Raw genomic sequence first — 24,467 nt, forward strand, 5'->3', positions numbered from 1 at the left:
TTTGCTGGGGAGATTTGCACGCCTTGTCGCGCAGCCGGTTGGCTTGCGCGCAAGGTCGGCATATCCTCCGAACCCAAGATGACCCGACTGAAACGCGACGACCCCGCGACTCTGAACAGCAGCCTTGCCCCGCGCCGCTCGCCTCTGCTCCGGCGGCTGGGAATGATCGTGGCCGGCACCGCCGCCCTTGCCGGGATGGGCATGGCCTATGGCAAATTGTCAGGGACGTCCGCCGCGCTCAGCGATGCAGCGATAAAGCCGGCCCAGGCCAGGACGCCGCGCAAGGCAGCCAATTGCGCCCCCCGACCGGAAGCCCTGCAACAGGAAATAAACCGCATTGCCGCCTCGTTCCAGGGCAAGGTCGGCATCGGCGTCACCCAGGCCGGGTGCGACTGGGTGGTCGGCGCGCGGCAGGACGAATTTTTCCCGCAGCAGAGCGTATCCAAGCTGTGGGTCGCGCTGAGCGTGATGGACGCGGTCGATCAGGGCAAGGTCCGGCTGGACCAGCCGCTGACCCTGCGCCCGGAGGACCTGGTGGTTTTCAACCAGCCGATGCGCTGGCGCTTGCTGGAAGAAGGTTCGCTGACCCTGCCGGTCCAGACCCTGCTCCAGAATTCGCTCTCGCTGTCGGACAACCTGGCCAATGACAAGCTGCTGTGGACCGTGGGCGGACCCGATCATGTGCGGGGCCTGCTCAAGGAGCGCGGGCTTGAGGGCATCCGCTTTGGCCCCGGCGAACGCCTGTTGCAAAGCGCGATTGCCGGACTGCAATGGACTCCGGAGCTGGCCCAGGCCCGCAATTTTGACGACGCGCGCGAACGCTTGCCGCTGGAGCATCGCCAGGAACTGCTCGCCCGCTATGTCGCCGATCCGATGGACGGTGCGACCCCGGCCGGGATTTCCAAGGCGCTGGGCCAGCTGGCCATGGGCGATCTGCTCTCCCCCTCGGCGACGCAGGTCATGCTGGACATCATGGCCCATTCGCGCAGCGGCCCGCGGCGCCTCAAGGGCGGCGTACCGGCGGGCTGGAAGGTCTATCACAAGACCGGCACCGGACAGGAACTGCGCGGCCTGGCCACGGGCTATAACGACGTGGCGGTGTTCGTTGCGCCGGACGGAACCTCTTACGGCGTGGCGGTGATGATCGGCGAAACCCGCCAGCCGATTCCGGTGCGGATGGAAATGATGCAGGCCGTATCGCGTGCTGTTGCGGCGGCGCATGATTCCGCGCGGTCCAGTTAGAAAAGCCCCAGCCCGTTTCGCAGCAGTGCTTCGAGACAGGGCCTCAATCTGCGATTTCGGCCCTTCCTCAGCACGAACGGTGTGGGGGAGGAGCTTGCCCCGCAGCGCTATCACCTCCTTGCCGTTCGCCCTGAGGAGCCTTGAAGCCGCAGGCTGAAAGGCGTCTCGAAGGGTTGGTGCAGTGCCCAATGAAAAAGCCCCGCCGGATCGCTCCGGCGGGGCCTTTCGCTTGCCCGGGTGGGGCGAAGAGGTTTACTCTTCGCCTTCCGCCGCTTCGGGGTTCAGGTATTCGCCCGCATCGGCGTCGGTGCCGTGGGTTTCACCTTCGACCACGGCCAGCGGATCATCACCGATGGCTGCTTCCGGTCCCTGGGCCAGTTCGGCGGCATGTTCTTCTGCCGCGCTGTCGGGAGCGATCAGGCTCTCCTGCAACTTGCGGTACGAAGCGCGCAGAGCGGCGTCGCGGCTGCTTGCGGCAACGCGCAGGCGGTTCATGCCGGCACCGGTGCCCGCCGGGATCAGGCGGCCAACGATGACGTTTTCCTTCAGGCCGATCAGGCTGTCGCGCTTTCCTTCGACCGCCGCCTGCGTCAGCACGCGGGTGGTTTCCTGGAACGATGCGGCAGAGATGAACGAGCGGGTCTGGAGCGAGGCCTTGGTGATGCCCAGCAGCACCGGCTTGCCTTCCGCGGGCTTCTGCCCCGGGGCCAGCTTGCTGTTGTACTCGTCCATTTCCTCACGGTCGACCTGTTCGCCGGCCAGGAGCACGGTGTCGCCACCGTCGGTGATTTCAACCTTCTGCAGCATCTGGCGAACGATCACCTCGATGTGCTTGTCGTTGATCTTCACGCCCTGCAAGCGGTAGACTTCCTGGATTTCGGCGACGAGGTATTCGGCCAGAGCCTCAACCCCCAGCACTTCCAGGATGTCGTGCGGATCGGGCGAACCGCTGATCAGGTTGTCACCCTTCTTGACCCAGTCGCCTTCCTGAACGTCGATCACGCGGCTCTTCGGGATCAGGTACTCGATCGGCTCACCCTCTTCCGGGATGATCGCGATCTTGCGCTTGGCCTTGTAGTCGCGAACGAATTCGATCCGGCCCGAAACCTTGGCGATGATCGAATTGTCCTTCGGCTTGCGGGCTTCGAACAGTTCGGCAACGCGCGGCAGACCGCCGGTGATGTCGCGGGTCTTGGCGGCTTCGCGGCTGGCACGGGCAAGGATGTCGCCAGCTTCGACCGCCTGGCCGTCTTCGACCGACAGGGTGGTGCCCGGCGCCATCATGTAGCGCGCGGCTTCGCCCGAGGCGTCATCCAGCAGGGTCAGGCGAGGACGCAGGTCCTCCTTCTTCGAACGGCTGGCAGAGCGGTTCTCGGTCACCACGCGGCTGGACATGCCCGTCGCGTCGTCGGTGACTTCGGTCAGCGTCTTGCCGTCGATCAGGTCCTGGTACTTCACGATACCCGGCTTTTCGGTGATCACCGGCAGAGTGAAGGGGTCCCACTCGGCCAGGCGGTCGCCTTCGTTGATGATCGCGCCATCTTCGTGCAGCAGGTGGGTACCATAGGGCACGCGGTGAATGGCGCGCTCGCGCCCTTCGCCGTCGACCACCACGATTTCGCCGTTGCGAGCAAGGCTGAGGCGGCGACCACGCTTGTCCGTGATGGTCGGGATGTCGCGATAGACCACGGTGCCGTCGCAGATCGCTTCGAGGTGCGACTGTTCGTTGACCTGCGCAGCGCCACCGATGTGGAACGTACGCATGGTCAGCTGAGTGCCCGGTTCACCGATCGACTGAGCGGCGATGACGCCGACAGCTTCACCGATGTTGACCGGCGTACCACGTGCCAGATCGCGGCCATAGCAGGTCGCGCAGACGCCCTGTTCGGCCTCGCAGATCAGCGGCGAGCGGATGCGCGCGGCCTGAACGCCGGTCGCTTCGATCGCAGCCACGGCGGCTTCGTCGAGCAGTGCGCCCTTGGCCGCAACGACATTGCCGTCCTTGTCGACGATGTCCTCGGCCAGGGTGCGGCCCAGGATGCGTTCGGCGAGGCTGGCGATGGTGGAACCGCCCTGCACGATCGAGCGCATTTCCAGCGCGCGTTCGGTGCCGCAATCCTCGACCACCACAACGCAGTCCTGCGACACGTCGACCAGACGGCGGGTCAGGTAACCCGAGTTCGCCGTCTTGAGCGCGGTGTCGGCCAGACCCTTGCGGGCGCCGTGGGTGGAGTTGAAGTATTCAAGAACGGTCAGACCTTCCTTGAAGTTCGAGATGATCGGCGTTTCGATGATTTCGCCCGAAGGCTTGGCCATCAGGCCGCGCATCCCGGCCAGCTGCTTCATCTGGGTTGGCGAACCACGCGCACCCGAGTGGCTCATCATGTAGATCGAGTTGATCGGCTTCTGACGGCCCGTTTCGGGGTCGACCGGGCTGGCCTTGATCTCGTCCATCATGGCGTTCGCGACCTGGTCGCCGCAACGGCTCCAGGCGTCGATCACCTTGTTGTACTTTTCCTGCTGGGTGATCAGGCCGTCCTGGTACTGCTGTTCGTAGTCAGCAACCAGGGCCTTGGTTTCCTCGACCAGCGCTTCCTTGCTGTCCGGAATGATCATGTCGTCCTTGCCGAACGAGATGCCGGCCTTGAACGCGTGACGGAAGCCCAGGGCCATGATCGCGTCGGCGAACAGGACCGTGTCCTTCTGGCCGGTGTGACGATAGACCTGGTCGATAACGTCACCGATTTCCTTCTTGGTCAGGACCTTGTTGACCACGTCGAAGGGAACGGTGTGCGACTTGGGCAGGCATTCGCCGATCAGCATGCGGCCCGGCGTGGTTTCGAACCGCTTCAGGTACTGCTGACCGTTTTCGTCGGTCTGCGGCACGCGTGCGATGATCTTGGAGTGGAGCGTGACCGCACCCACTTCCAGTGCCTGGTGCACTTCGGCCATGTCGGCGAACATCATGCCCTGGCCCGGCTCGTTCTCACGGTCGATCGACAGGTAGTACAGGCCCAGGACCATGTCCTGCGACGGCACGATGATCGGCTTGCCATTGGCAGGGCTGAGGATGTTGTTGGTCGACATCATCAGCACGCGGGCTTCCAGCTGGGCTTCCAGCGAAAGCGGCACGTGAACGGCCATCTGGTCACCGTCGAAGTCGGCGTTGAAGGCCGAGCAGACCAGCGGGTGCAGCTGGATCGCCTTGCCTTCGATCAGGACCGGTTCGAACGCCTGGATGCCCAGACGGTGCAGCGTCGGCGCGCGGTTCAGCAGAACCGGGTGTTCGCGGATCACTTCGTCCAGGATGTCCCAGACTTCCTTGCGTTCCTTTTCGACCCACTTCTTCGCCTGCTTCAGGGTCATCGACAGACCCTTGGCGTCAAGCCGCGCGTAGATGAACGGCTTGAACAGTTCGAGCGCCATCTTCTTGGGCAGGCCGCACTGGTGCAGCTTCAGTTCCGGACCGGTCACGATGACCGAACGGCCCGAATAGTCGACGCGCTTGCCGAGCAGGTTCTGGCGGAAGCGGCCCTGCTTGCCCTTCAGCATGTCGGACAGCGACTTCAGCGGGCGCTTGTTGGCGCCGGTGATGACGCGCCCGCGGCGGCCGTTGTCGAACAGGGCGTCGACGGCTTCCTGCAACATGCGCTTTTCGTTGCGGACGATGATGTCCGGCGCGCGCAGTTCGATCAGGCGCTTCAGGCGGTTGTTGCGGTTGATGACGCGGCGGTAGAGGTCGTTGAGGTCCGAGGTCGCAAAGCGGCCACCGTCCAGCGGCACCAGCGGGCGCAGTTCTGGCGGAATGACCGGCACGACGTCGAGGATCATCCATTCCGGGCGGTTGCCGGATTCGATGAACGATTCGACCACCTTCAGGCGCTTGATGATCTTCTTGGGCTTGAGCTCGCTCTTGGTCGTGGCGAGTTCTTCCAGCAGGTCGACCTTTTCCTGTTCCAGGTCGAGGCTCATCAGCATGTGCTTGACGGCTTCGGCCCCAATGCCGGCGGAGAAGGCGTCTTCGCCGTATTCGTCCTGGTATTCGTACAGTTCGTCTTCGGTCAGCAGCTGGTACTTTTCAAGCGGGGTCAGGCCCGGCTCGATCACCACGTAGCTTTCGAAGTAGAGAATGCGCTCAAGCTGCTTGAGCTGCATGTCGAGCAGCAGGCCGATGCGGCTCGGCAGCGACTTCAGGAACCAGATATGCGCAACCGGCGCGGCCAGTTCGATGTGGCCCATACGCTCGCGGCGGACCTTGGTCACGGTCACTTCGACGCCGCACTTTTCGCAGACGACGCCCTTGTACTTCATGCGCTTGTACTTGCCGCATAGGCATTCGTAGTCCTTCACGGGACCGAAGATGCGGGCGCAGAACAGGCCGTCGCGTTCCGGCTTGAAGGTGCGGTAATTGATCGTTTCCGGCTTCTTGATTTCGCCGAAGGACCACGAACGGATGCGTTCGGGCGAGGCGAGGCCGATCTGGATCTGGTCGAAGGTTTCGGGCTTCGCCATCTGGTTGGTGAACTTGGTCAGGTCGTTCATTTCTTCACTCCAGTTCCCCTCCCGCCTGCGGGAGGGGTTAGGGGAGGGCATGTTCAGTCTGGGGAGGTGCTTGCCCTAACAGGCCCTCCCCCGGCCCCTCCCGCAAGCGGGAGGGGGGAGTACGGTCGCCCCCTGTGGGGGGGCGGGATGCCTATTCGGCAGCCTCCGCGAAGTCGCCGTCGTCCTCGTCGGTCAGGCTGGACAGCTCGACGTTGAGGCCGAGGCTGCGCATTTCCTTCACGAGCACGTTGAAGCTTTCCGGAATGCCGGCTTCGAAGGTGTCGTCGCCCTTGACGATCGCTTCGTAGACCTTGGTGCGGCCGACCACGTCGTCCGACTTCACCGTCAGCATTTCCTGCAGCGTATAGGCGGCGCCATAGGCCTGGAGCGCCCAGACCTCCATTTCCCCGAAGCGCTGGCCACCGAACTGCGCCTTGCCGCCCAGCGGCTGCTGGGTAACGAGCGAGTAGGGGCCGATCGAGCGGGCGTGGATCTTGTCGTCGACAAGGTGGTGCAGCTTGAGCACGTACTTGTAACCGACAGTCACCTTGCGGTCGAAGGCTTCGCCGGTACGGCCGTCGAACAGGGTGACCTGCCCGCTTTCGTCCAGCCCGGCCTTGCGCAGCATGGCGGAAACGTCTGCCTCGACCGCGCCGTCGAACACCGGCGAACCCATCGGCACGCCTGCGCGGACGTTCTGGGCCAGTTCGATGATCTGGTCGTTGCTGCGCGCCTCGATCTCTGCGGCGTAGTTTTCGCCGTAGATGTCGAGCAGCACTTCCTTGACCGCCGACGGAGCCTCGACCGCGGTCGGGTTCGGATTGGCTTCGCGCCAGGCATCCAGCGCGTCGCCGATCTTCTTGCCCAGGCCGCGCGCGGCCCAGCCCAGGTGGGTTTCGAAGATCTGGCCGACGTTCATGCGGCTCGGCACGCCCAGCGGGTTGAGCACGAAGTCAACCGGAGTACCGTCTTCCAGGAAGGGCATGTCTTCAGACGGCAGGATGCGGCTGATGATACCCTTGTTGCCGTGACGGCCGGCCATCTTGTCGCCCGGCTGCAGCTTGCGCTTCACCGCGACGAAAACCTTGACCATCTTGAGCACGCCCGGGGCGAGTTCGTCGCCGCGTTCCAGCTTTTCCTTGCGGTCCTCGAACTTCTCCTGGATCGCCTTGACGGTCGCGTCGTACTGGACCTTGACCGCTTCGAGCTGAGCCTGGACCTTGTCGTCGGCCACGGCGAACTTCCACCATTCGTGGCGTTCGACTTCGGACAGGTTCTCTTCCGAGATCGTGTCGCCCTTCTTGAAGCCCTTCGGTGCGGCTGCGGCCACCTGGCCGATCAGCATGTCGCGCAGACGGTTGTAGGTGGCGCGATTCAGAATGCCACGCTCGTCCTCACGGTCCTTGGCGAGGCGTTCGATTTCCTCGTTCTGGATCGCGCGGGTACGGTCGTCGATCTCGATCCCGTGACGGTTGAAGACGCGAACGTCGACAATCGTACCGGCAACGCCCGGGGGCAGACGGAGCGAGGTGTCGCGCACGTCGCTGGCCTTTTCGCCGAAGATCGCGCGCAGCAGCTTTTCTTCCGGGGTCATCGGCGATTCACCCTTCGGGGTGATCTTGCCGACCAGGATGTCGCCCGGATGCACTTCGGCGCCGATGTAGACGATGCCCGCTTCGTCGAGGTTGCGCAGGGCTTCCTCGCCGACGTTCGGGATGTCGCGGGTGATGTCTTCCGGCCCAAGCTTGGTGTCGCGGGCCATGACTTCGAATTCCTCGATGTGGATCGAGGTGAACACGTCGTCCTTGACGATGCGTTCGCTGATCAGGATCGAGTCTTCGTAGTTGTAGCCGTTCCAGGGCATGAACGCGACGAGCACGTTGCGGCCCAGGGCCAGTTCGCCCAGCTCGGTCGAGGGACCGTCAGCCAGGATGTCGCCAGCCTGGACCACGTCGCCCACCTTCACCAGCGGGCGCTGGTTGATGCAGGTCGACTGGTTGGAGCGTTCGAACTTCTGCAGGCGGTAGATGTCGACGCCCGACTGGCCGGGTTCGATATCGCCGCTGGCGCGGATCACGATACGGGTCGCGTCGACCTGGTCGACGATACCGCCGCGCAGGGCGGCAATCGCCGCGCCGGAATCGCGCGCCACGGTTTCTTCCATGCCGGTGCCGACGAACGGCGCTTCGGCGCGGACCAGCGGCACCGCCTGGCGCTGCATGTTCGATCCCATCAGCGCGCGGTTGGCGTCGTCGTTTTCCAGGAACGGAATGAGCGAGGCGGCAACCGAAACCAGCTGCTTGGGCGAAACGTCCATCAGCGTCACGTGATCGCGCGGAGCCATCACGAATTCGCCGCTTTCACGGGCCGAGACCAGTTCTTCGACGAACGAACCGTCAGCGTTCAGCTCGGCCGATGCCTGGGCAACGGTGTGCTTCTGCTCTTCCATGGCCGACAGGTACACGACTTCGCCGGTCACCTTGCCGTCCACGACCTTGCGGTACGGGGTTTCGATGAAGCCGTACTTGTTGACGCGGGCGAAGGTCGACAGCGAGTTGATCAGACCGATGTTCGGGCCTTCCGGCGTTTCGATCGGGCAGATGCGGCCATAGTGGGTCGGGTGAACGTCGCGGACTTCGAAGCCGGCGCGTTCGCGGGTCAGACCGCCCGGCCCAAGGGCCGAAACGCGGCGCTTGTGGGTCACTTCCGACAGCGGGTTGGTCTGGTCCATGAACTGCGACAGCTGCGACGAGCCGAAAAATTCACGCACCGCAGCCACGGCCGGCTTGGCGTTGATCAGGTCGTTCGGCATGACGGTTGACACGTCGACGCTGCTCATGCGCTCCTTGACCGCGCGTTCCATGCGCAGCAGGCCGACGCGGTACTGGTTTTCCAGCAGTTCGCCAACCGAACGGACACGACGGTTGCCGAGGTTGTCGATGTCGTCGACTTCGCCCTTGCCGTCCTTCAGGTTCACCAGTTCCTTGACCACGGCGAGGATGTCCTCGGTGCGCAGAGTGGTGATGGTGTCTTCGGCGTCCAGGCCCAGGCGCATGTTCAGCTTGACGCGGCCCACGGCCGACAGGTCATAGCGGTCCGCATCGAAGAACAGGCCTTCGAACAGGGCTTCGGCGGTTTCGCGCGTCGGCGGTTCGCCGGGGCGCATGACGCGGTAGATATCGGCCAGGGCGTGGTCGCGGTCCGGGGCCTTGTCAGCCTTCAGGGTGTTGCGGATCCACGGACCGGTCGAAATGTGGTCGATGTCCAGCAGTTCCAGCTGGTCGATCCCGGCCTTGTCCAGCGCGTCCAGGTTTTCCGGGCTGACTTCGTCGCCCGCTTCGATCCAGATGCGGCCGGTGCTTTCGTCGATCAGGTCGCGTGCGGAATAGCGGCCGAAGATTTCCTCGGTCGGGATCAGCAGTTCGCTCAGGCCGTCCTTTTCCGCCTTGTTGGCGGCGCGCGGGCTGATCTTGGTGCCGGCGGCAAAGATCACTTCGCCGCTCTTGGCGTCGACCATGTCGAACGCCGGCTTCTGGCCGCGCCACTGTTCAGCGACGTAGGGCAGGCGCCAGCCGCCTTCGCCGCGCTTCCAGGTCACGGTCTGGTAGAAGTGGTTGAGGATGCCTTCGTCATCCAGGCCCAGAGCGTGGAGCAGGGCCGTGACCGGCAGCTTGCGCTTGCGGTCGATACGGACGTTGACGATGTCCTTGGCGTCGAATTCAAAGTCCAGCCACGAACCGCGGTAGGGGATCACGCGGGCGGCGAAGAGGTACTTGCCCGAAGAGTGGGTCTTGCCGCGGTCATGGTCGAACAGCACGCCCGGCGAACGGTGCATCTGCGATACGATCACGCGCTCGGTGCCGTTGACGATGAAGGTGCCGTTCTCGGTCATGAGCGGCATGTCGCCCATGTAGACGTCCTGCTCCTTGATATCGAGGACCGACCGGGTTTCGGTTTCGGCGTCGACTTCAAAGACGATCAGGCGCAGCGTGACCTTCATCGGCGCGGCATAGGTGATCCCGCGCTGGCGGCACTCGGTGGTGTCGTACTTCGGGTCTTCCAGTTCGTAGTGAACGAAGTCCAGCTCGCTGGTACCGGCAAAGTCGCGGATCGGGAAAACCGACCGCAGCGTCTTTTCCAGGCCCGAGACGTAACCGACCGAAGGATCGGAACGCAGGAACTGTTCATACGATTCGCGCTGAACCTCGATCAGGTTCGGCATCTTCACCACTTCGTGGATGTCGCCGAAGATCTTGCGGATGCGCTTCTTGGCAGTCGAGCGCAAAGCTGCGGCTGCGGGGGTGGAAGCCGTCTTGGCCATGGGAGGGTCTTGCCTCTTCGCTAAAGTGCCGGAAATCCGGCGATGAATCTTGCCACGCGCGGCGTGTGGCGATCCACCGGACGACAAAAAGGCCGCATGGCAATCGCCCCCGATTCGGGAAGCGGCCCGCAGCCTGTCGCGTCAGATGGAAAGTCCGCCGCTTCCTTCCTGGCCCGGCCCCCGCGCATGGGCCGTGCTTGCTCGAAGCTTCGGTCTTGGGAGGGGCTATAGGCGCAGGGGGTGCTTGAGTCAAACCCGGTTGGGGTGTCGGATCGGCGAATAGCCGGGCTGTCCAGTCAATCCGGCATGAATTCCGGCGCCCCGCCACGACCCTTCAGAAAACGCCCGGAATCATCCGCCAGCGGGTATTCTTCGAGAATTCCTGATAGGCCGGGTCCAGGCCCAGCAGCCGCTCTTCCGCCAGGAGGCGCAGGGTCTGGCTCCACCAGGAAACGACATAGATCGCCAGGTTCAGCAGCGACGGCATCAGCAGGAAGATGCCGATATGGGTGACCAGGTAGCCCGCGTACATCGGGTGCCGGACAAAGCGATAGGGGCCGCTGATCTTGATCCCGCGGTTCGCCGGGGCAATGCCGAAGCTGCGGCGCAGCGACAGCTTCGCCCAGACCTGGAACAGGTTCCCGAACAGGACCAGCGCGATGCCAAGCGGAGCCAGCGCTGGCCAGGGATTGGGGCCGGGCATGATCAGCAGCGGTCCGGCCGTTGCGGTGATGGCCAGCATCCAGTCGCCCGGGCGCACCGAAATCGCAGTGGTCGGACGCCGGATCAGTACGAAAAGCATCACCGAGGTTTCGGCAATCAACAGCAGCGGGGCGAGCGGGTTGGCAGAAGTCCAGACGCGTTCCACAAGAAACACCCAGAGGACGACGATGGCCACCTGCTCGATCCGGTCGAGACGGGCGGGAGTGAGCCAGCGGGTTTGCGCGGGTGCAGCTTGTTTGGTCATGTGACAGGCAATGGCAGGCCATGGTTAAGATCGGGTTGCGGCAAGCGCGTATATCGAATGACGGTCCATCAAATCTTGACTCTCGCGCCGATACCGCTAATGGCGCGGCCCTGACCGGGCGTTCGCGTCCGTTCATCCGTCCGAGACAGCTGCCGGGGGCTTCCCCCTTAATTTGCAGCCTAGACGGGGACAGAGAAATTCCGGCCCGCGCTTTTGCCTCCGTGCATTTGCCAGGGTTTGGCCTGGCGTTTCACGCGCCCTCCTTCCCCATCGCACGGACTCGCCCATGGTGCATCAGCATCATGGACAAACGTAGCCGGCCGCGAAGGGAGCCTCTCCCCAGCGGTCATTTGTGAAGGAGTAAGGCATGGATCGTTCGCAGAAAGCCGAATCGGTCGCATCGCTGAACGAAGTCTTCAGCCAGGCCGGCGTGGTGGTTGTCACCCGCAACCTGGGGCTCACCGTGGCTCAGTCCACCGAGCTGCGCACGAAGATTCGTGAAGCAGGCGCGACTTTCAAGGTTGCGAAGAACCGTCTTGCCAAGCTTGCCATCCAGGACACGGACTACGTCGGCATCGGTGATTTCCTCACCGGACCGACCGCACTGGCTTCTTCGGAAGATCCGGTCGCAGCGGCCAAGGCCGTTGTCGAGTTCGCCAAGGCCAACGACAAGATCGAAATCGTTGGCGGTTCGATGGGTACGCAGGTTCTGACCCCCGAAGGTGTCAAGGCGCTCGCCTCGATGCCGTCGCTGGATCAGCTGCGTTCCACCCTCATCGGGCTGGTCCAGGCTCCGGCCACGAAGATCGCCCAGCTGTCGACCGCTCCGGCGGCCAAGCTGGCCCGCGTCTTCGGCGCCTACGCCAAGGAAGCTGCATAAGACGTTTCGTACGATTTACCGGAGTCAGGGGTTTCCCGCTCCGGCCACCAATTAGGAGTGAAACATCATGGCTGATATCGCCAAGCTCGTTGAAGAACTTTCGAAGCTGACCGTTCTGGAAGCTGCTGACCTCGCCAAGGCTCTGGAAGAAGCCTGGGGCGTTTCGGCTGCTGCCGCTGTTGCCGTTGCTGCCCCCGCTGCTGGCGGCGGTGAAGCTGCTGCTGCAGAAGAAAAGACCGAATTCGACGTCATCCTGGCCTCGGACGGCGGCAACAAGATCGCCGTCATCAAGGAAGTCCGCGCGATCACCAACCTGGGCCTGACCGAAGCCAAGGCGCTGGTCGAAGCGGCTCCGAAGGCGATCAAGGAAGGCGTTTCGAAGGCCGAAGCCGAAGACATCAAGACCAAGATCGAAGCCGCTGGCGGCAAGGTCGAAGTCAAGTAAGCTTCGCTTCGCATTTCGCGAAACAAGGAAAGGGCGGTCCTGCGGGGCCGCCCTTTTCGTTTGTGGCTTTAACGCTGCCCTCGTCATCCCGGCGCATGCTGTCTCGTCACCCCGGCGAAGGCCGGGGCCCAGCACTTGAGCAGAACGCCGTCGCAAGGCGACGACGTTTTTGCAGGACTGGGTCCCGGCCTACGCCGGGATGACGACGGTGCGGCTGACGAGATAGTGCGCTCTGGACCCCGGCCTGTGCCGGGGTGACGGACAGGGACGTTAAACTTACTTCAGCGTCTTGAGATATTCGATGATCGCCTTGCGCTGGGCTGGATCGGACAGGCCGGCGTAGGTCATCTTCGTGCCCGGAACGACCTTCATCGGGTTGGTCAGATAGGTGTCCAGCGTGGCATCGTCCCAGGTCAGGCCTGCCTGCTTCATCGCATCGGAGAAGGCATAGCCCGGAATTTCGCCCGACTTGGTGCCATATACCCCTGCCAGGCTGGGGCCGATGCCGTGCTTGCCCGGTTCGACCGCGTGGCAGGCGGCGCATTGGGCGAAAGCGGCAGGCTGGCTACCGGCATCGGCAACCGTGGCAGCCGGGCTGGCTTCGGCCGTGGTCGAAGGGGCCGATCCTTCTGCCGCCTTGTCCTCGGGCGGGGAGCCGCAGGCGGACAGCGCGAGGGCTAGGGCAGTGGCTGCGGCAACAGGAATAAGGCGCATCGGGTGGGTTCCTTCCGAACGTGAAACTTGCCGCAATCTTGCCTCCAACCGCGCCCGACGGGAAGAGCAATTGTCGCAAGGGGCGTTGCCTTTGTCGCAGGAGCCGTTGCACGCGGCGCAAGGCGCTCTGCAAATCTCCGTAGCTGTGCAATTCCGCTTGGAGCGCGGGCCGCCTCCGCCTATCCCGGCGCGCTTATGGCTACTGCCTTGAACCAGGACCTGCGCCGCACCGAAATGCGCGAAACGCTGCTGCTCGCCGCGCCGCTGGCGGCTGCCAATCTGCTGCAGATGCTGATCTATGCGATCGACGTGATCTTCGTGGCGCGGTTGGGCGAGACCGCACTGGCGGCAGCCTCGCTTGCGACCACCCTGTTCGGCCTGATGATGTGGTGCTTTTCCGGTCTGACCGGGGCCTGCGCGCCGTTGATTGCCGCAGAGCTGGGCCGCCGCGCCCACGCCGTGCGGGAAGTGCGCCGCACCCTGCGCATGGCGCTGTGGCTAGCGGTCTGTTGCGGCGTGGTCGGCATGATCGTGGCCAGCCAGGGCGAGGCGATCCTGCGGCTGACCGGGCAGGACGCGGAGGTATCGCGCCAGGCGGGCCGGTTCCTCGATATCCTGCTCTGGGCCATGATCCCCAATGTCATGGCCAGCGTGCTGCGCAATTTCGTCTCGACCCTGGGCCGTCCGATCTTTGCCACGGCCATCACCGTGCTGGCCATCGTGGTCAATGGTGTGGGCAATTACGCCTTCGTCTTCGGCAACCTGGGAGCGCCCGCGCTGGGCCTGGATGGCTCGGCGATTTCCAGCGTGATTACCTCGCTGGCGATGCTCGCCGCCTATGCGCTGGTGATCGTAAGCGACAAGCGGATGCGGCGCTACCGCGTGTTCGGGCGGTGGTGGCGGCCCGAATGGGCGCGCTTTGCCGATGTGGTGCGGATCGGCCTGCCGATTGCCCTGATCATCCTGGCCGAGGGCGGGCTGTTCTCCAGCGCGGCCTTCCTGATGGGCTTGATCGGCAAGGCGGAACTGGCCGGACATACGGTCGCGCTGCAAGTGGCCGCGCTCGCCTTCCAGATCCCCTTCGGCATCGGGCAGGCCGCGACGATCCGGGTCGGCTATTTCTATGGCGCGGGCGATCGCGAGGCGATTGGCCGGGCGGGGCGCGCCGCGCTGATCCTCGCGCTCAGCTATATGGCGCTGCCCGCCGCGCTGATGATCCTGGCCCCGCTGTTCGTGCTGCAACTCTACGTCGATCCCGCCGCGCCACAGAATGCCGCGATGGTCGGCCATGCGGTGCAGTTCCTGATGGTCGCTGCCGCCTTCCAGCTGTTCGACGGAGTCCAGGCGGTCCTCGCCGGAGCCCTGCGCGGACTTCAGGATACGCGCGTGCCGATGATCTTCGCGCTGACCGGATACTGGCTGTTCGGCTTTGCCACTTCGGTCGTGCTGGGCTTCTTCACGCCGCTGAAGGGTCTGGGCGTGTGGTTCGGCCTGGCCGTGGGGCTGGTGGTGGTTGCCGCGCTGCTCTATCACCGCTGGCAGCGCCGGGAATCGCTGGGTTTGCTACCGGCTGCAACCTTCTGAAATTTTTCCTGCCGGACTCGCCTTGACGGGGGATGAACGCGCACCCATATGCGCCGCGCTGGCACTCTCAGGCAGAGAGTGCCAAGAGCTTTCAACTGTCATGTAGAGAGGACATCCACATGAGCTTCCGTCCGTTGCACGATCGCGTGCTTGTTCGCCGTGTCGAAGCCGAGGAAAAGACCGCAGGCGGCATCATCATCCCCGATAGCGCCAAGGAAAAGCCCGCCGAAGGCGAAGTCGTCGCCGTGGGCGCCGGCAACAAGGCCGAAGACGGCAAGGTGACCCCGCTGGACGTCAAGGCCGGTGACAAGGTCCTGTTCGGCAAGTGGTCGGGCACCGAAGTGAAGATCAACGGTGAAGACCTGCTGATCATGAAGGAATCGGACATCCTCGGCATCATCGGCTGAGCGACATCCTCCTCCCTTTCAATCTGAATACTGAAGGAACTGAACAATGGCTGCCAAGGACGTGAAATTCGGCCGCGACGCGCGTGAACGCATTCTCGCTGGCGTCGACATCCTCGCCAACGCTGTAAAGGTTACCCTGGGCCCCAAGGGCCGCAACGTGGTGATCGACAAGAGCTTCGGCGCTCCGCGCATCACCAAGGACGGCGTTTCGGTCGCCAAGGAAATCGAACTGAAGGACAAGTTCGAGAACATGGGCGCCCAGATGCTGCGCGAAGTCGCCAGCAAGGCCAACGACGCTGCCGGTGACGGCACCACCACTGCCACGGTTCTGGCCCAGGCCATCGTGCGCGAAGGCATGACCTCGGTCGCGGCCGGCATGAACCCGATGGACCTGAAGCGCGGCATCGACGTGGCCGTTGCCAAGGTCGTCGAAGACCTCAAGGCCCGTTCGACCCCGGTTGCCGGTTCGTCGGAAATCGCCCAGGTCGGCATCATCTCGGCCAATGGCGACCGTGAAGTCGGCGAAAAGATCGCCGAAGCCATGGAAAAGGTCGGCAAGGAAGGCGTGATCACCGTGGAAGAGGCCAAGGGCCTCGAATTCGAACTCGATGTCGTCGAAGGCATGCAGTTCGATCGCGGCTACCTGTCGCCCTACTTCATCACCAACCCGGAAAAGATGACGGTCGAACTCGACAACCCGTACATCCTGATCCACGAAAAGAAGCTGTCGAACCTGCAGTCGATGCTGCCGGTGCTCGAAGCCGTGGTCCAGTCGGGCCGTCCGCTGCTGATCATCGCGGAAGACATCGAAGGCGAAGCCCTGGCCACCCTGGTGGTCAACAAGCTGCGCGGCGGCCTGAAGGTTGCTGCGGTCAAGGCTCCGGGCTTCGGCGATCGCCGCAAGGCCATGCTGCAGGACATCGCGATCCTGACCAAGGGCGAAATGATCAGCGAAGACCTGGGCATCAAGCTTGAATCGGTCACGCTGGGCATGCTCGGCCAGGCCAAGAAGGTCTCGATCGACAAGGACAACACCACCATCGTCGATGGCGCCGGCGGTGCGGACGACATCAAGGCCCGGGTCGAGCAGATCCGCGCCCAGATCGAAACCACCACCAGCGACTATGACCGCGAAAAGCTGCAGGAACGCCTGGCCAAGCTGGCTGGCGGCGTTGCCGTGATCAAGGTTGGCGGTGCGACCGAAGTCGAAGTGAAGGAGCGCAAGGACCGCGTTGACGACGCGCTGCACGCCACCCGCGCTGCGGTGGAAGAAGGCATCGTCCCCGGCGGCGGTACGGCTCTGCTCTACGCCACCAAGGCTCTGGAAGGGCTGAAGGGCGCGAACGACGACCAGACCAAGGGCATCGACATCGTGCGCCGCGCGATCATGGCTCCGGTCCGTCAGATCGCCGAAAACGCCGGCCATGACGGTGCGGTCGTTTCGGGCAACCTGCTGCGCGAAGGTGACGAGAACCAGGGCTTCAACGCTGCGACCGACACCTACGAAAACCTCAAGGCCGCTGGCGTGATCGACCCGACCAAGGTCGTCCGTACCGCCCTGCAGGACGCTGCCTCGGTTGCTGGTCTGCTGATCACCACCGAAGCTGCCATCAGCGAAAAGCCCGACGACAAGCCGGCCATGCCGGCCATGCCGGGCGGCGGCATGGGCGGGATGGACTTCTAAGTCCCGCACGCTGTCTGCGAAACGAAACGGGCCGGGGGAGAAATCCTCCGGCCTTTTTCCATGTAAGCAATTAATGCTAGTTTTCCGCCATTCCTGAGAGGAAATAGGCAGCTTCTCGCGCGCAGAGTGCAGTTCGTCGCGCAATGCTTTGAAGGTGGGAACCCGTTAGCCAAACAGAAAGCATGTCTGGCCTATCGAGCAACACGTGAAGACGGGATTCATCTCGAAGCTGGGTTCGCTGGTTCTGGCCAGCGCACTTTTGGCACCGCTGGGAACGGCCCAGGCCAACACCACGCTGGAGTCGGAATTCGACCGCGCGTTCGTCTCGCCCAGTTCGGTCAAGAAGGCCCTGCCCAAGGTTTCGGTCAAGCCGCTGGCCAAGCCGGTTGCGGCAGCGGATTCCAAGGCCAAGGCCCTGGTCCAGACGACCAAGAAGCTGGACGTCCGCCCCAATCAGCCCACTGTCCGCCGCTTTGTTCCCTATGGCCAGCCGCGTTCCTTCGCCTCTGACTTCGAAGCCCGCCTGTACAATGCGGCTGATGGGTCGAATGGCCGGATCGGCGTTGCCGTGATCGACCTGGGCACCGGACGCACCGTTTCGGTTCTGGGCGACACGCCGTTCCCGATGGCTTCCACCAGCAAGATCGCCGTTGCCTCCACTTTCCTGGACGGGGTGGACAAGGGCAAGTGGACCCTGGACGACAAGTTCCCGCTGATGATCCCGGTCGGTTCCGCACGCTTCTCGGGCAGCAAGGCTCCGGTCCGTCCCGGCGAAATGCTGACCGCGCGCCGCCTGATCGAACTGGCGCTGATCAATTCCAGCAACCCGGCCACCGATGCCCTGCTGGCCGCGGTGGGCGGTCCGGCAGCGGTCAATCGCTGGATCAAGACCACCGGTGTCGAAGGCATGCGGATCGACCGCGACATTGCCACCCTGGTGCGCGACGATGGCGAGTTTGATCCGGCCCGCACCGTTGACCTGCGCGACAGCGCGACCCCGGTCGCCATGGCGCAGCTGCTTTCGGGCCTGTTCCAAGGCCAGTGGCTTTCGCAGCGCAGCCGCGCTTTCCTGCTCGGCACGATGGAGCGCTGCGTGACTGGCAAGCGCCGGATGCGCGCCCTGCTGCCTAGCGACGCGCGCATTGCCCACAAGACCGGCACGCTTAACAATACGGCCAGCGACGTCGGCATCATCCAGGCTCCCGATGGCCATGCCTATGCCGTGGCGATCTATGTGACGGGGCAGGGCGGCAAGCCCAACCGCGACGCCCGCATCGCCTCGATCGCGCGAACGATCTACCAGGCGAACGAAAGTCACCAGGGCGGCAGCGCCCAGCTTAGCGCCAGCCGCTAATCCGCCCGCATCCCGCGCGGCTTGACCGCAGTGGCCGGATTGCCGCGATAGACCGTATCGGCCTGTGCATTTTCAAACAGCGCGCCCCGCGCCGCCAGGACCGCGCGTTCGTGCATGGTCACGCCGGGTCCGACGAAAGCTTCGGCGGCGATCCAGCATCCCGCCGCGATCCGCACCGGGCGCAGCACCAGCTGGAAATGCGGATCGCGCAGATCGTGCGAACTGGCGCAGATGTGCGCGCCTTGGGACACCACCACGCCCGCGCCGATGCTGATGCGCCCCTGGTTGTAGAGCCGGACGCGCGGCCCGATCAGGCAATTCTCACCCAGCTCCAGATTGGCGGGAAGCCAGATCACGGCACTGGCATGGACCCGCGCGCCGCGCTCCACGCGTGCGCCAAAGGCCCACAGGACCAGCCGCCGCCAGCCATGCAGCGGGGGCGGGGTAAAACGGCACAGCACCAGCCAGGCCAGGCCCCAGACTGCCCGCAGCACGCGGTTGCCGAGCGAAAAGCTGGGGCCGCCCTGCATCGGGCGCGCGGTCCGTGCATCAAGCGGCTCGCTCATCTGGTGGCGCTCCGGTTGATCAGGGCGGCATAGGCGCGTTCCCACTGGCGCGCGATGGCAGAGCGGGAGAACGGCCCCAGGGCCAGCCGGTTCGCGGCGTGCGCCATGCCCAGCCATTCGCTTTCGCCCATGGCCAGCGCGCGGTGCAGGGCCGCGGCGATCCTCTCGCTGTCGGTCCCGCAATCGATGGCGGCGCCGTGATCGAAGCCCAGGGGCAGGTTGCACTCGCTGCTCATCAGCACCGGCGTACCTGCGGCCCAGGCGTCGAGAATCGCGACAGGCAGGCCTTCGCTCAGCGACGGCAGGACCATGAAGCGCGCTTCGGCCAGGAGGCGTGCCTTGTCTGCCCCGAATTGCGGGCCGACAAAGCTGATGCTGGACGGCGCGCCGTGGAGTGCATGGTACAGCGCCGCCAGATCCTCCGGCGCGCCCCATCCGGCGATGACCAGCCGCGCTTCCGGCGGGCACAGGCCGCGCTGCTCCAGCATGGTCCAGGCGCGGACCAGGGCGGCCAGGTTCTTCTTGGGATGAATGCGGCCCAGATAGAGGATCATCGGCGCGCGTCCGGTCGTGGGGCGTGGCTCTGGTTCGGGGCCGGGGTTGGCGATGACCAGGCTGGCCTGCCGCCGCGTCTCGCTAGCGATGTCTGCGGCCTCTTGCCGGGTCAGGGCGTGGAACGCGCTGGCTCGGCGCCAAGAGCGCCGTTCGTAGCCAAGGCGGGCGAGGGCCTTTTTCCACCGCCCGCGCCTGGTGATCCAGGGATCGAGCATGCCGTGCGGGCTGATCACATAGGGCCTGCCGCTGCGCATGGCCCAGGCCGAAGCAGCGTGCGACGGGTACATCCACACCCCGTGCAAGTGCAGCAGGTCCAGGTCTGCTGCATCCAGCACCCTGCCCAGATGCGGCGCAAAGCCGATCATCTTCGGTCCCAGCACGCCGACATGATGCAATTCGCACCCGGCAAAGCGGTCTGCATCGTCCGCGCTGTGCGCATCGCGCAGGGCAATGACCACCGGCTCCGCGCGCAGCCCGCGCAGCAGTTCCGCATGGGCGGAAATCGCCTCAAACACGCCGCCGCCCAGCCGCGAGGCAGATGCCGTGAGCAACCCGATCCGGCGCCCGGCGAGGTCCCGTGCAGGAGGCGGGCTCATTGCAGTGCTGCCCTGTTCCGCCGCGCCGGACCGAAGGAGGCGAAAACCAATACGTAAAGGACTAAAGGATAGGCGTTGAAGTTGAGGAAGCGGTCGTTCAGCAGCCACGGCACGAACAGCGGCACCAGGGCGAGCAGGCGGCGAGGATCCTTCCGTACGGCAACAACCGTTGCAGCCACGAACAACCCGACCAGGCCCCAACCCGGCATCCCGTATTGCGAGATCGCATAGAGTGCCCAATTGTGCGGTTGCAGGCCCCCGACCCGCGCGGAATGGCCCGGGCCGGTGCCGAGCAATGGCTGCTCCGCAATGACGCGCAATGCCTCCAGCCAGTGCTGATCGCGCCCGCTGAGTCCCGATGCACCGCCGCGATACTGGTCTTCCACCAGGAACACCGATTGGGTGACGAAATCGATCAATGCGGCGATCGTCCCGGCTTCGCCTTCGATCAGCAGTGTCAGGCAGGCCAGCAGAGCCAGAGTGACGGCGACCCATGCGGTGGTTCGCCAGCCCAAGCGGGTGCCGGAGCGGACCAGGAAATAGCAGATCACCGACACGATGATCGCAAGCGTCGCGGTCCGCGATTGCATCAGGTAGGTGCAATAGAACGACGCCGCGGCAAGCGCGATGAAACTGCGGGGGCGCAGGGCAAAGGCCGCCACGACCAGGGTCGTGCTGATTAGCTCTCCGCCCAGGTTGGGATGGGTTCCGGCAAAGAACTTGTAGCGGTCACCTGTCGCTTCGATGATTCCGGCGGATGTGCTGGCGATATAGCCCGCGCACATCAGCGAGCCGGACAGGGCCATTCCTTTGGCATAACCGGCAATGTCGCTGCCGATGATCGCCAGCGTGACCGCGATCGACAGAACCACCGCGAGCGGCTGCACGGCGTCGATCAGCGCGGTATCATTGACCGAAGAGGACAGGACGACTGCAAACAGGGCCGTCGCGGCAAAAGCGGTAAATCTTCCTGCCGCCCGGATGGAGCCAACCGACGGGAGGAGCGCGAGTTTGAGTGCCAGGACCAGGGCATAAAAGGCCACTTCGCCTGCTCCGGAGACCAGATAGATGCAGGAAGAGGAATCCAGCGCTCCGGCAAGGACGGGCCGCGACAACCAGCCGGGCAGGGGCCTCTGCCGCGCTAAGGCGCGATCATGCCCGAATCCAGTGAAGCTGCGCGCTTCGGCCATGCTGTCCCCTGAAACCAGGGACCGTCCAGCCTTCACCATGAAGGACCGGAGCGGATGTGAACCCTGTCAAGCGTTTGGCATATAAGTAAAAATTGTGACTTGTCACTTGCCTAATACGGCAAGCCACTTAGTGCCAACTGCGGTGGAACAACAGGAGGTCGCACATGGCTGTCAGACGAATCGCGTTTGCGTGGGAAAGCTTTGGCCCGTCACATCTCGACCGGATCGAGGCGGCGGCCGCAGCGGGATGGAGCGTAACGGCGATCGAGTTCAGCCCCGCCAGCAGCGAATACTTGTGGGAACAGGGTGAACTGGCCGGTGCCCGCAAGGTCACCCTGACCCGGGCGGACGAGCGAGTCGGCACGATCCGGCTGGCCTGGCGACTGTTTCGCGCGGTGCGGCGTAGCGGATCGGACGTCGCCTTTCTGAGCCACTACAACGAATTGCGGGTGTTCCTGGCGGCCGTGCTGCTGCGCCTTGTCGGTTGCCGGGTCATCACTCTGATGGTCAGCAAGTTCGATGATTATCCCCGCTTGCTATGGCGCGAAGTGGGCAAGGCGCTGATGCTGGCACCTTATGACGGAGTTCTGGTGGCCAGCCGCCGGACTGCGGACTATATGCGCTTCCTGGGATTCCGTCGCCGTCCGATCGCAAATTCGCTGGATTCGCTGGACCTCGCTCGGCTTCGCCGTCTCGGCACTGCGGAAGAAGCCGTTGCCCATGCCGACCGCGATTTCCTGATCGTCGCGCGACTGGTCGAAAAGAAGAACCTCCACTTTGCTCTGCGTGCCTATGCCGAATGGACGCGCAACGCGGTTCATCCGCGCAGGTTGCGGATCATCGGCTATGGCCATCTGGAACCGGAGCTGCGCGCCCTGGCCGGAGAGCTGGGTATTGCGGACCGCGTGGTCTTCATGGGCGTCGCCGAATCCGCGCAGGTCTGCCAGGCGATGCGCGACGCGCTTTGCCTGATCCTGCCCAGCACCGAAGAGCAATTCGGCTTTGTGGTGATCGAAGCGCTGGCCCAGGGACTGCCGGTCCTGGTTTCCGCCAACGCCGGAGCGGTCGATGAGTTGATCGACAATGGCGTCAACGGCTGGATCGTCGATCCTTATCGCCCCCAGGCGCTGATTGCTGCCATGGCGCTGCTGGACCGCGACGAGACGGTCTGGACCAAGGCGAGCGAGGCGGCCAATACCACTGCCGAGCGGGGCGACGTCCGCCATTTCGTCTCCGGCGTCGCCGCCCTGCTGGGCCGATAGGACCGCTGCTGGCTAACCCTGCCGCGCGATCAGGCCGGGGATGGCCGCAGCAATCCCCCTGGCCAGGCGCTGGGCCAGATAGCGGTGGCCTTCGATGGTCGGGTGGGTCATATCCGAACCGATTGCCCAATCGCGGTTGCCATCGCCCACCACGGTGCCCTGGCGCCCTGTGCCGAAGAACCAAGGGTCGGTCAGGTTGTCGATATAGGCCACGTTGCGCGGATACTTCGCTGCCGCCGCTGCCTTGGCTGCCGCTATCTTCAGGTCGCCAGCCGTGGGGGTGGTGGGCGCAATCGGGCCGGTCATGAAGATCAACGTATCGGGCCGCGCTGCCAGGACCGTATCCAGCCAGCTCTCCACCGCCGCCTGGACCGCTGCCTCGGTCAGCGTGGCAAGGGAGCTGTCGTTGAGCCCGCCTGTTTCGACAATCACGTCCGCCGCCGCTGGCACGACGTCGATTCCCACGCGGTCGTTGAACCAGTTCTTCGTCTTGGGCGAGGCAGGAGTAAACCAGCCGCTACCGCCGACGTTGGACACCCAGGTATCGGCCTGTCCCAGCAGGTCGGCCAGGATATAGCCATTGCCTGCGGTTGCAGCTCCCTCGCGGCTGGCGCTGTCGACCACCGTCGTGACCATGTTGTCGCCGTGGATCAGAACCCGCAGCCCATCCGGTTGCGGCCAGGGCGATGGGCGATAGGCGTTGGTTGTCCTGACTCCGCCGAAACCGGCGTTCTGGATGAATTCCAGCTCATAGTGCCGGGTCTTGCGGTGCCGGTCGCTGCCATCGCCCCAGGTGATCGGGATATAGCGCATTGCGCCAACGGTGGCATCGATCCCCAGCGCGCCAAGCCGGACGTATTTCCCGTCCACCTTCAGGCGGAACCCGCCATTGGTGTTGAGTGGATCGCAGCGCACATAAAGTTCAAGGCTCGGCGCATCGAGAGCAAAGCGCACCCGTCCGCTGCCAAGTTCGTCGGCCATGGGATTAGTCCCGTCGCCAGCGCGGGTAGTGACCGGCTGATAGACGGTGTTGAGCGGAAACGTCGCGCCCGCCACCCGCCACTCCGCACCGACAAACGTGTACTTTTCGGCATGAATCGGCGCACCTGCCGCCGCCACTTGCCACAACGTGCCTGTAGCAATGGTGCTGCTAGCACTATTCGAGCCGATACTGGGAATTGCGACCTGACTATCCAAAACCTCACGAACCGCAACATGGTCAATAGAAGATGCTGCGGAGCCGTTACCAGCGAAGCCAATGAAGGATAGGGTGTCATTCGCCACAAAGTGGAATTGAAACGACCCGCTCCGCGTGCGGGGGGTCAGAGATATTGCGCCTTGCTGCGCGGGGCCATCCCACACACCACAGAAAACATTTCCGTTAGCAATTGCGGTCGCCACATAAGTGCGTCCCGGCACCGTCGCGATGGCCTGCTCGGCAAAACCGGAACTGACGGCCAGGTTCAGCAGGCCGCCGGAAATGGTCACTCCGGTGCCCTTGGTCCAGGCCGTGTCGGTGTCGAAAGTGCCGTTGGTTACCAGGTTGGGACCAAAGCCCCCATCGGGCAGGGCGGCGCGGGCCATGCTGGCGCGCAGGGCATGAAGCACCTGCAGCCGCTTGCGCCGGGCGGTCTCGGCGGCAGAGAGGCCGCGCGCGATGATATCCACCCCCATCTTACTGCTCGATCCGATAGGACAGGGTGCCGCCGGTCAGCGCGATGTTCAGGTAAAGCTCGGCTCCGCTGGCGCCTTCCTCCCACACCGCTTCGCAGCAATTGCTGGTGTAAGTCGCAAAGGGTTGCCCCGCCACGGTCAGCGGCAGGCGCGTCGCCCCGCCATCGACCGAACGCAGGACGCGGACCGTTCCGGTCCAGGTGCCGGACAGCGAGAGGATGACCGGGCTGGCGCTTGTCAGGGCAAAGGGGCCTGCTGTCGCGGGCCCGGTGGCCGTGCCCTCCAGGGGTGCTGAGGGGGAGCTGCCCTGTACGGTTACAGGCAGCGGCGCGGAGCTTGAAACGGGGGAAAGCGTGGCATCGGCCTGGGTAAAGCCGATGGCTGCCAATGGGGCAAATCCGGCCGGAGCCGAAACGGGCAAGGGGGTGGGCATGGACATGTCTCCTGAAACAGAGACGCAAGCAGATAACCAAAATGGTTCGTG

The 24,467-nt window shown here is 64.2% G+C and carries 17 protein-coding genes; 8 read left to right on the top strand and 9 right to left on the bottom strand.

Annotated elements, in window-relative coordinates; genetic code table 11:
* Nucleotides 1-78: 78 nt before the first annotated feature.
* The gene (locus ACQKOE_RS06275) at nucleotides 79-1,242 is read left to right on the top strand and encodes a serine hydrolase (RefSeq protein ID WP_427512021.1); all 1,164 of its coding nucleotides are present in this window, start codon (nucleotides 79-81) and stop codon (nucleotides 1,240-1,242) included.
* 252 nt (nucleotides 1,243-1,494) lie between these two features.
* On the opposite strand, the gene rpoC is transcribed toward ACQKOE_RS06275, so the two are convergent.
* The 3 genes from rpoC to ACQKOE_RS06290 all read right to left on the bottom strand — a co-directional run bounded on the left by rpoC (nucleotide 1,495) and on the right by ACQKOE_RS06290 (nucleotide 11,072).
* On the bottom strand, nucleotides 1,495-5,784 hold the full coding sequence (rpoC, locus tag ACQKOE_RS06280) for a DNA-directed RNA polymerase subunit beta' (protein WP_427512022.1): 4,290 nt from the start codon (nucleotides 5,782-5,784) through the stop codon (nucleotides 1,495-1,497).
* Between the two features lie 151 nt (nucleotides 5,785-5,935).
* The gene (gene rpoB / locus ACQKOE_RS06285) at nucleotides 5,936-10,105 is read right to left on the bottom strand and encodes a DNA-directed RNA polymerase subunit beta (RefSeq protein WP_427512023.1); all 4,170 of its coding nucleotides are present in this window, start codon (nucleotides 10,103-10,105) and stop codon (nucleotides 5,936-5,938) included.
* Between the two features lie 334 nt (nucleotides 10,106-10,439).
* Nucleotides 10,440-11,072, bottom strand: a complete 633-nt coding sequence (locus tag ACQKOE_RS06290) for a methyltransferase family protein (protein ID WP_427512024.1) — start codon at nucleotides 11,070-11,072, stop codon at nucleotides 10,440-10,442.
* A gap of 367 nt (nucleotides 11,073-11,439) precedes the next feature.
* Here ACQKOE_RS06290 and rplJ point away from each other — a divergent pair, with 367 nt between their 5' ends.
* Together rplJ and rplL are read left to right on the top strand one after the other, a co-directional pair.
* Nucleotides 11,440-11,952 (top strand): 50S ribosomal protein L10, encoded by a 513-nt coding sequence (gene rplJ / locus ACQKOE_RS06295; protein ID WP_374589716.1) that lies wholly within the window; start codon nucleotides 11,440-11,442, stop codon nucleotides 11,950-11,952.
* Nucleotides 11,953-12,019: 67 nt separating this feature from the next.
* Nucleotides 12,020-12,397 carry a 50S ribosomal protein L7/L12 gene (gene rplL / locus ACQKOE_RS06300; RefSeq protein WP_427512025.1) on the top strand — a complete coding sequence of 126 codons (378 nt, stop codon included), beginning with the start codon at nucleotides 12,020-12,022 and terminating at the stop codon, nucleotides 12,395-12,397.
* A 276-nt stretch (nucleotides 12,398-12,673) separates the two neighbouring features.
* Here rplL and ACQKOE_RS06305 read toward each other — a convergent pair whose 3' ends face one another.
* A complete protein-coding gene (locus ACQKOE_RS06305) occupies nucleotides 12,674-13,111 on the bottom strand; it encodes a c-type cytochrome (protein WP_427512026.1) in 438 nt (145 codons plus the stop codon).
* A 195-nt stretch (nucleotides 13,112-13,306) separates the two neighbouring features.
* Here ACQKOE_RS06305 and ACQKOE_RS06310 point away from each other — a divergent pair, with 195 nt between their 5' ends.
* The 4 genes from ACQKOE_RS06310 (at nucleotide 13,307) to ACQKOE_RS06325 (ending at nucleotide 18,140) form a co-directional block, all read left to right on the top strand.
* Nucleotides 13,307-14,695 (top strand): MATE family efflux transporter, encoded by a 1,389-nt coding sequence (locus ACQKOE_RS06310; RefSeq protein ID WP_427512027.1) that lies wholly within the window; start codon nucleotides 13,307-13,309, stop codon nucleotides 14,693-14,695.
* Between the two features lie 119 nt (nucleotides 14,696-14,814).
* Nucleotides 14,815-15,102 carry a co-chaperone GroES gene (gene groES, locus ACQKOE_RS06315; protein WP_374589720.1) on the top strand — a complete coding sequence of 96 codons (288 nt, stop codon included), beginning with the start codon at nucleotides 14,815-14,817 and terminating at the stop codon, nucleotides 15,100-15,102.
* A 46-nt stretch (nucleotides 15,103-15,148) separates the two neighbouring features.
* Nucleotides 15,149-16,786 (top strand): chaperonin GroEL, encoded by a 1,638-nt coding sequence (gene groL, locus ACQKOE_RS06320; RefSeq protein ID WP_374589721.1) that lies wholly within the window; start codon nucleotides 15,149-15,151, stop codon nucleotides 16,784-16,786.
* 205 nt (nucleotides 16,787-16,991) lie between these two features.
* Nucleotides 16,992-18,140, top strand: a complete 1,149-nt coding sequence (locus ACQKOE_RS06325; RefSeq protein ID WP_427512028.1) for a serine hydrolase — start codon at nucleotides 16,992-16,994, stop codon at nucleotides 18,138-18,140.
* Here the strand turns inward: ACQKOE_RS06325 and ACQKOE_RS06330 are convergent.
* From ACQKOE_RS06330 to ACQKOE_RS06340, 3 genes are read right to left on the bottom strand one after another with little or no spacing between them, the layout of a single operon-like run.
* Nucleotides 18,137-18,706, bottom strand: coding sequence for a putative colanic acid biosynthesis acetyltransferase (locus tag ACQKOE_RS06330; protein WP_427512029.1), 570 nt, complete (start codon nucleotides 18,704-18,706; stop codon nucleotides 18,137-18,139). The genes ACQKOE_RS06325 and ACQKOE_RS06330 overlap by 4 nt on opposite strands.
* The gene (locus ACQKOE_RS06335; protein WP_427512030.1) at nucleotides 18,703-19,857 is read right to left on the bottom strand and encodes a glycosyltransferase; all 1,155 of its coding nucleotides are present in this window, start codon (nucleotides 19,855-19,857) and stop codon (nucleotides 18,703-18,705) included. The genes ACQKOE_RS06330 and ACQKOE_RS06335 overlap by 4 nt, the downstream gene beginning before the upstream one ends.
* Nucleotides 19,854-21,047 (bottom strand): O-antigen ligase family protein, encoded by a 1,194-nt coding sequence (locus ACQKOE_RS06340; protein ID WP_427512031.1) that lies wholly within the window; start codon nucleotides 21,045-21,047, stop codon nucleotides 19,854-19,856. The genes ACQKOE_RS06335 and ACQKOE_RS06340 overlap by 4 nt, the downstream gene beginning before the upstream one ends.
* Nucleotides 21,048-21,211: 164 nt before the next feature.
* On the opposite strand from ACQKOE_RS06340, the gene ACQKOE_RS06345 reads away from it, so the two are divergent.
* A complete protein-coding gene (locus ACQKOE_RS06345) occupies nucleotides 21,212-22,309 on the top strand; it encodes a glycosyltransferase (RefSeq protein WP_427512032.1) in 1,098 nt (365 codons plus the stop codon).
* Nucleotides 22,310-22,321: 12 nt separating this feature from the next.
* On the opposite strand, the gene ACQKOE_RS06350 is transcribed toward ACQKOE_RS06345, so the two are convergent.
* Nucleotides 22,322-23,983, bottom strand: coding sequence for an SGNH/GDSL hydrolase family protein (locus ACQKOE_RS06350; protein WP_427512033.1), 1,662 nt, complete (start codon nucleotides 23,981-23,983; stop codon nucleotides 22,322-22,324).
* A 1-nt stretch (nucleotide 23,984) separates the two neighbouring features.
* Entirely contained in the window at nucleotides 23,985-24,422 is a 438-nt protein-coding gene (locus tag ACQKOE_RS06355; RefSeq protein ID WP_427512034.1) for a hypothetical protein, read from the bottom strand.
* Between the last annotated feature and the right edge of the window lie 45 nt (nucleotides 24,423-24,467).

It is taken from the genome of Novosphingobium sp. NPDC080210 (genome assembly GCF_050281025.1).
Taxonomy (GTDB): domain Bacteria; phylum Pseudomonadota; class Alphaproteobacteria; order Sphingomonadales; family Sphingomonadaceae; genus Novosphingobium.

Coding starts and splice junctions, on each gene's coding strand:
- ACQKOE_RS06275 (WP_427512021.1), top strand. CDS start 79: ATGACCCGACTGAAACGCGACGACCCCGCGACTCTGAACAGCAGCCTT.
- rpoC (WP_427512022.1), bottom strand. CDS start 5,784: ATGAACGACCTGACCAAGTTCACCAACCAGATGGCGAAGCCCGAAACC.
- rpoB (WP_427512023.1), bottom strand. CDS start 10,105: ATGGCCAAGACGGCTTCCACCCCCGCAGCCGCAGCTTTGCGCTCGACT.
- ACQKOE_RS06290 (WP_427512024.1), bottom strand. CDS start 11,072: ATGACCAAACAAGCTGCACCCGCGCAAACCCGCTGGCTCACTCCCGCC.
- rplJ (WP_374589716.1), top strand. CDS start 11,440: ATGGATCGTTCGCAGAAAGCCGAATCGGTCGCATCGCTGAACGAAGTC.
- rplL (WP_427512025.1), top strand. CDS start 12,020: ATGGCTGATATCGCCAAGCTCGTTGAAGAACTTTCGAAGCTGACCGTT.
- ACQKOE_RS06305 (WP_427512026.1), bottom strand. CDS start 13,111: ATGCGCCTTATTCCTGTTGCCGCAGCCACTGCCCTAGCCCTCGCGCTG.
- ACQKOE_RS06310 (WP_427512027.1), top strand. CDS start 13,307: ATGGCTACTGCCTTGAACCAGGACCTGCGCCGCACCGAAATGCGCGAA.
- groES (WP_374589720.1), top strand. CDS start 14,815: ATGAGCTTCCGTCCGTTGCACGATCGCGTGCTTGTTCGCCGTGTCGAA.
- groL (WP_374589721.1), top strand. CDS start 15,149: ATGGCTGCCAAGGACGTGAAATTCGGCCGCGACGCGCGTGAACGCATT.
- ACQKOE_RS06330 (WP_427512029.1), bottom strand. CDS start 18,706: ATGAGCGAGCCGCTTGATGCACGGACCGCGCGCCCGATGCAGGGCGGC.
- ACQKOE_RS06335 (WP_427512030.1), bottom strand. CDS start 19,857: ATGAGCCCGCCTCCTGCACGGGACCTCGCCGGGCGCCGGATCGGGTTG.
- ACQKOE_RS06340 (WP_427512031.1), bottom strand. CDS start 21,047: ATGGCCGAAGCGCGCAGCTTCACTGGATTCGGGCATGATCGCGCCTTA.
- ACQKOE_RS06345 (WP_427512032.1), top strand. CDS start 21,212: ATGGCTGTCAGACGAATCGCGTTTGCGTGGGAAAGCTTTGGCCCGTCA.
- ACQKOE_RS06350 (WP_427512033.1), bottom strand. CDS start 23,983: ATGGGGGTGGATATCATCGCGCGCGGCCTCTCTGCCGCCGAGACCGCC.
- ACQKOE_RS06355 (WP_427512034.1), bottom strand. CDS start 24,422: ATGTCCATGCCCACCCCCTTGCCCGTTTCGGCTCCGGCCGGATTTGCC.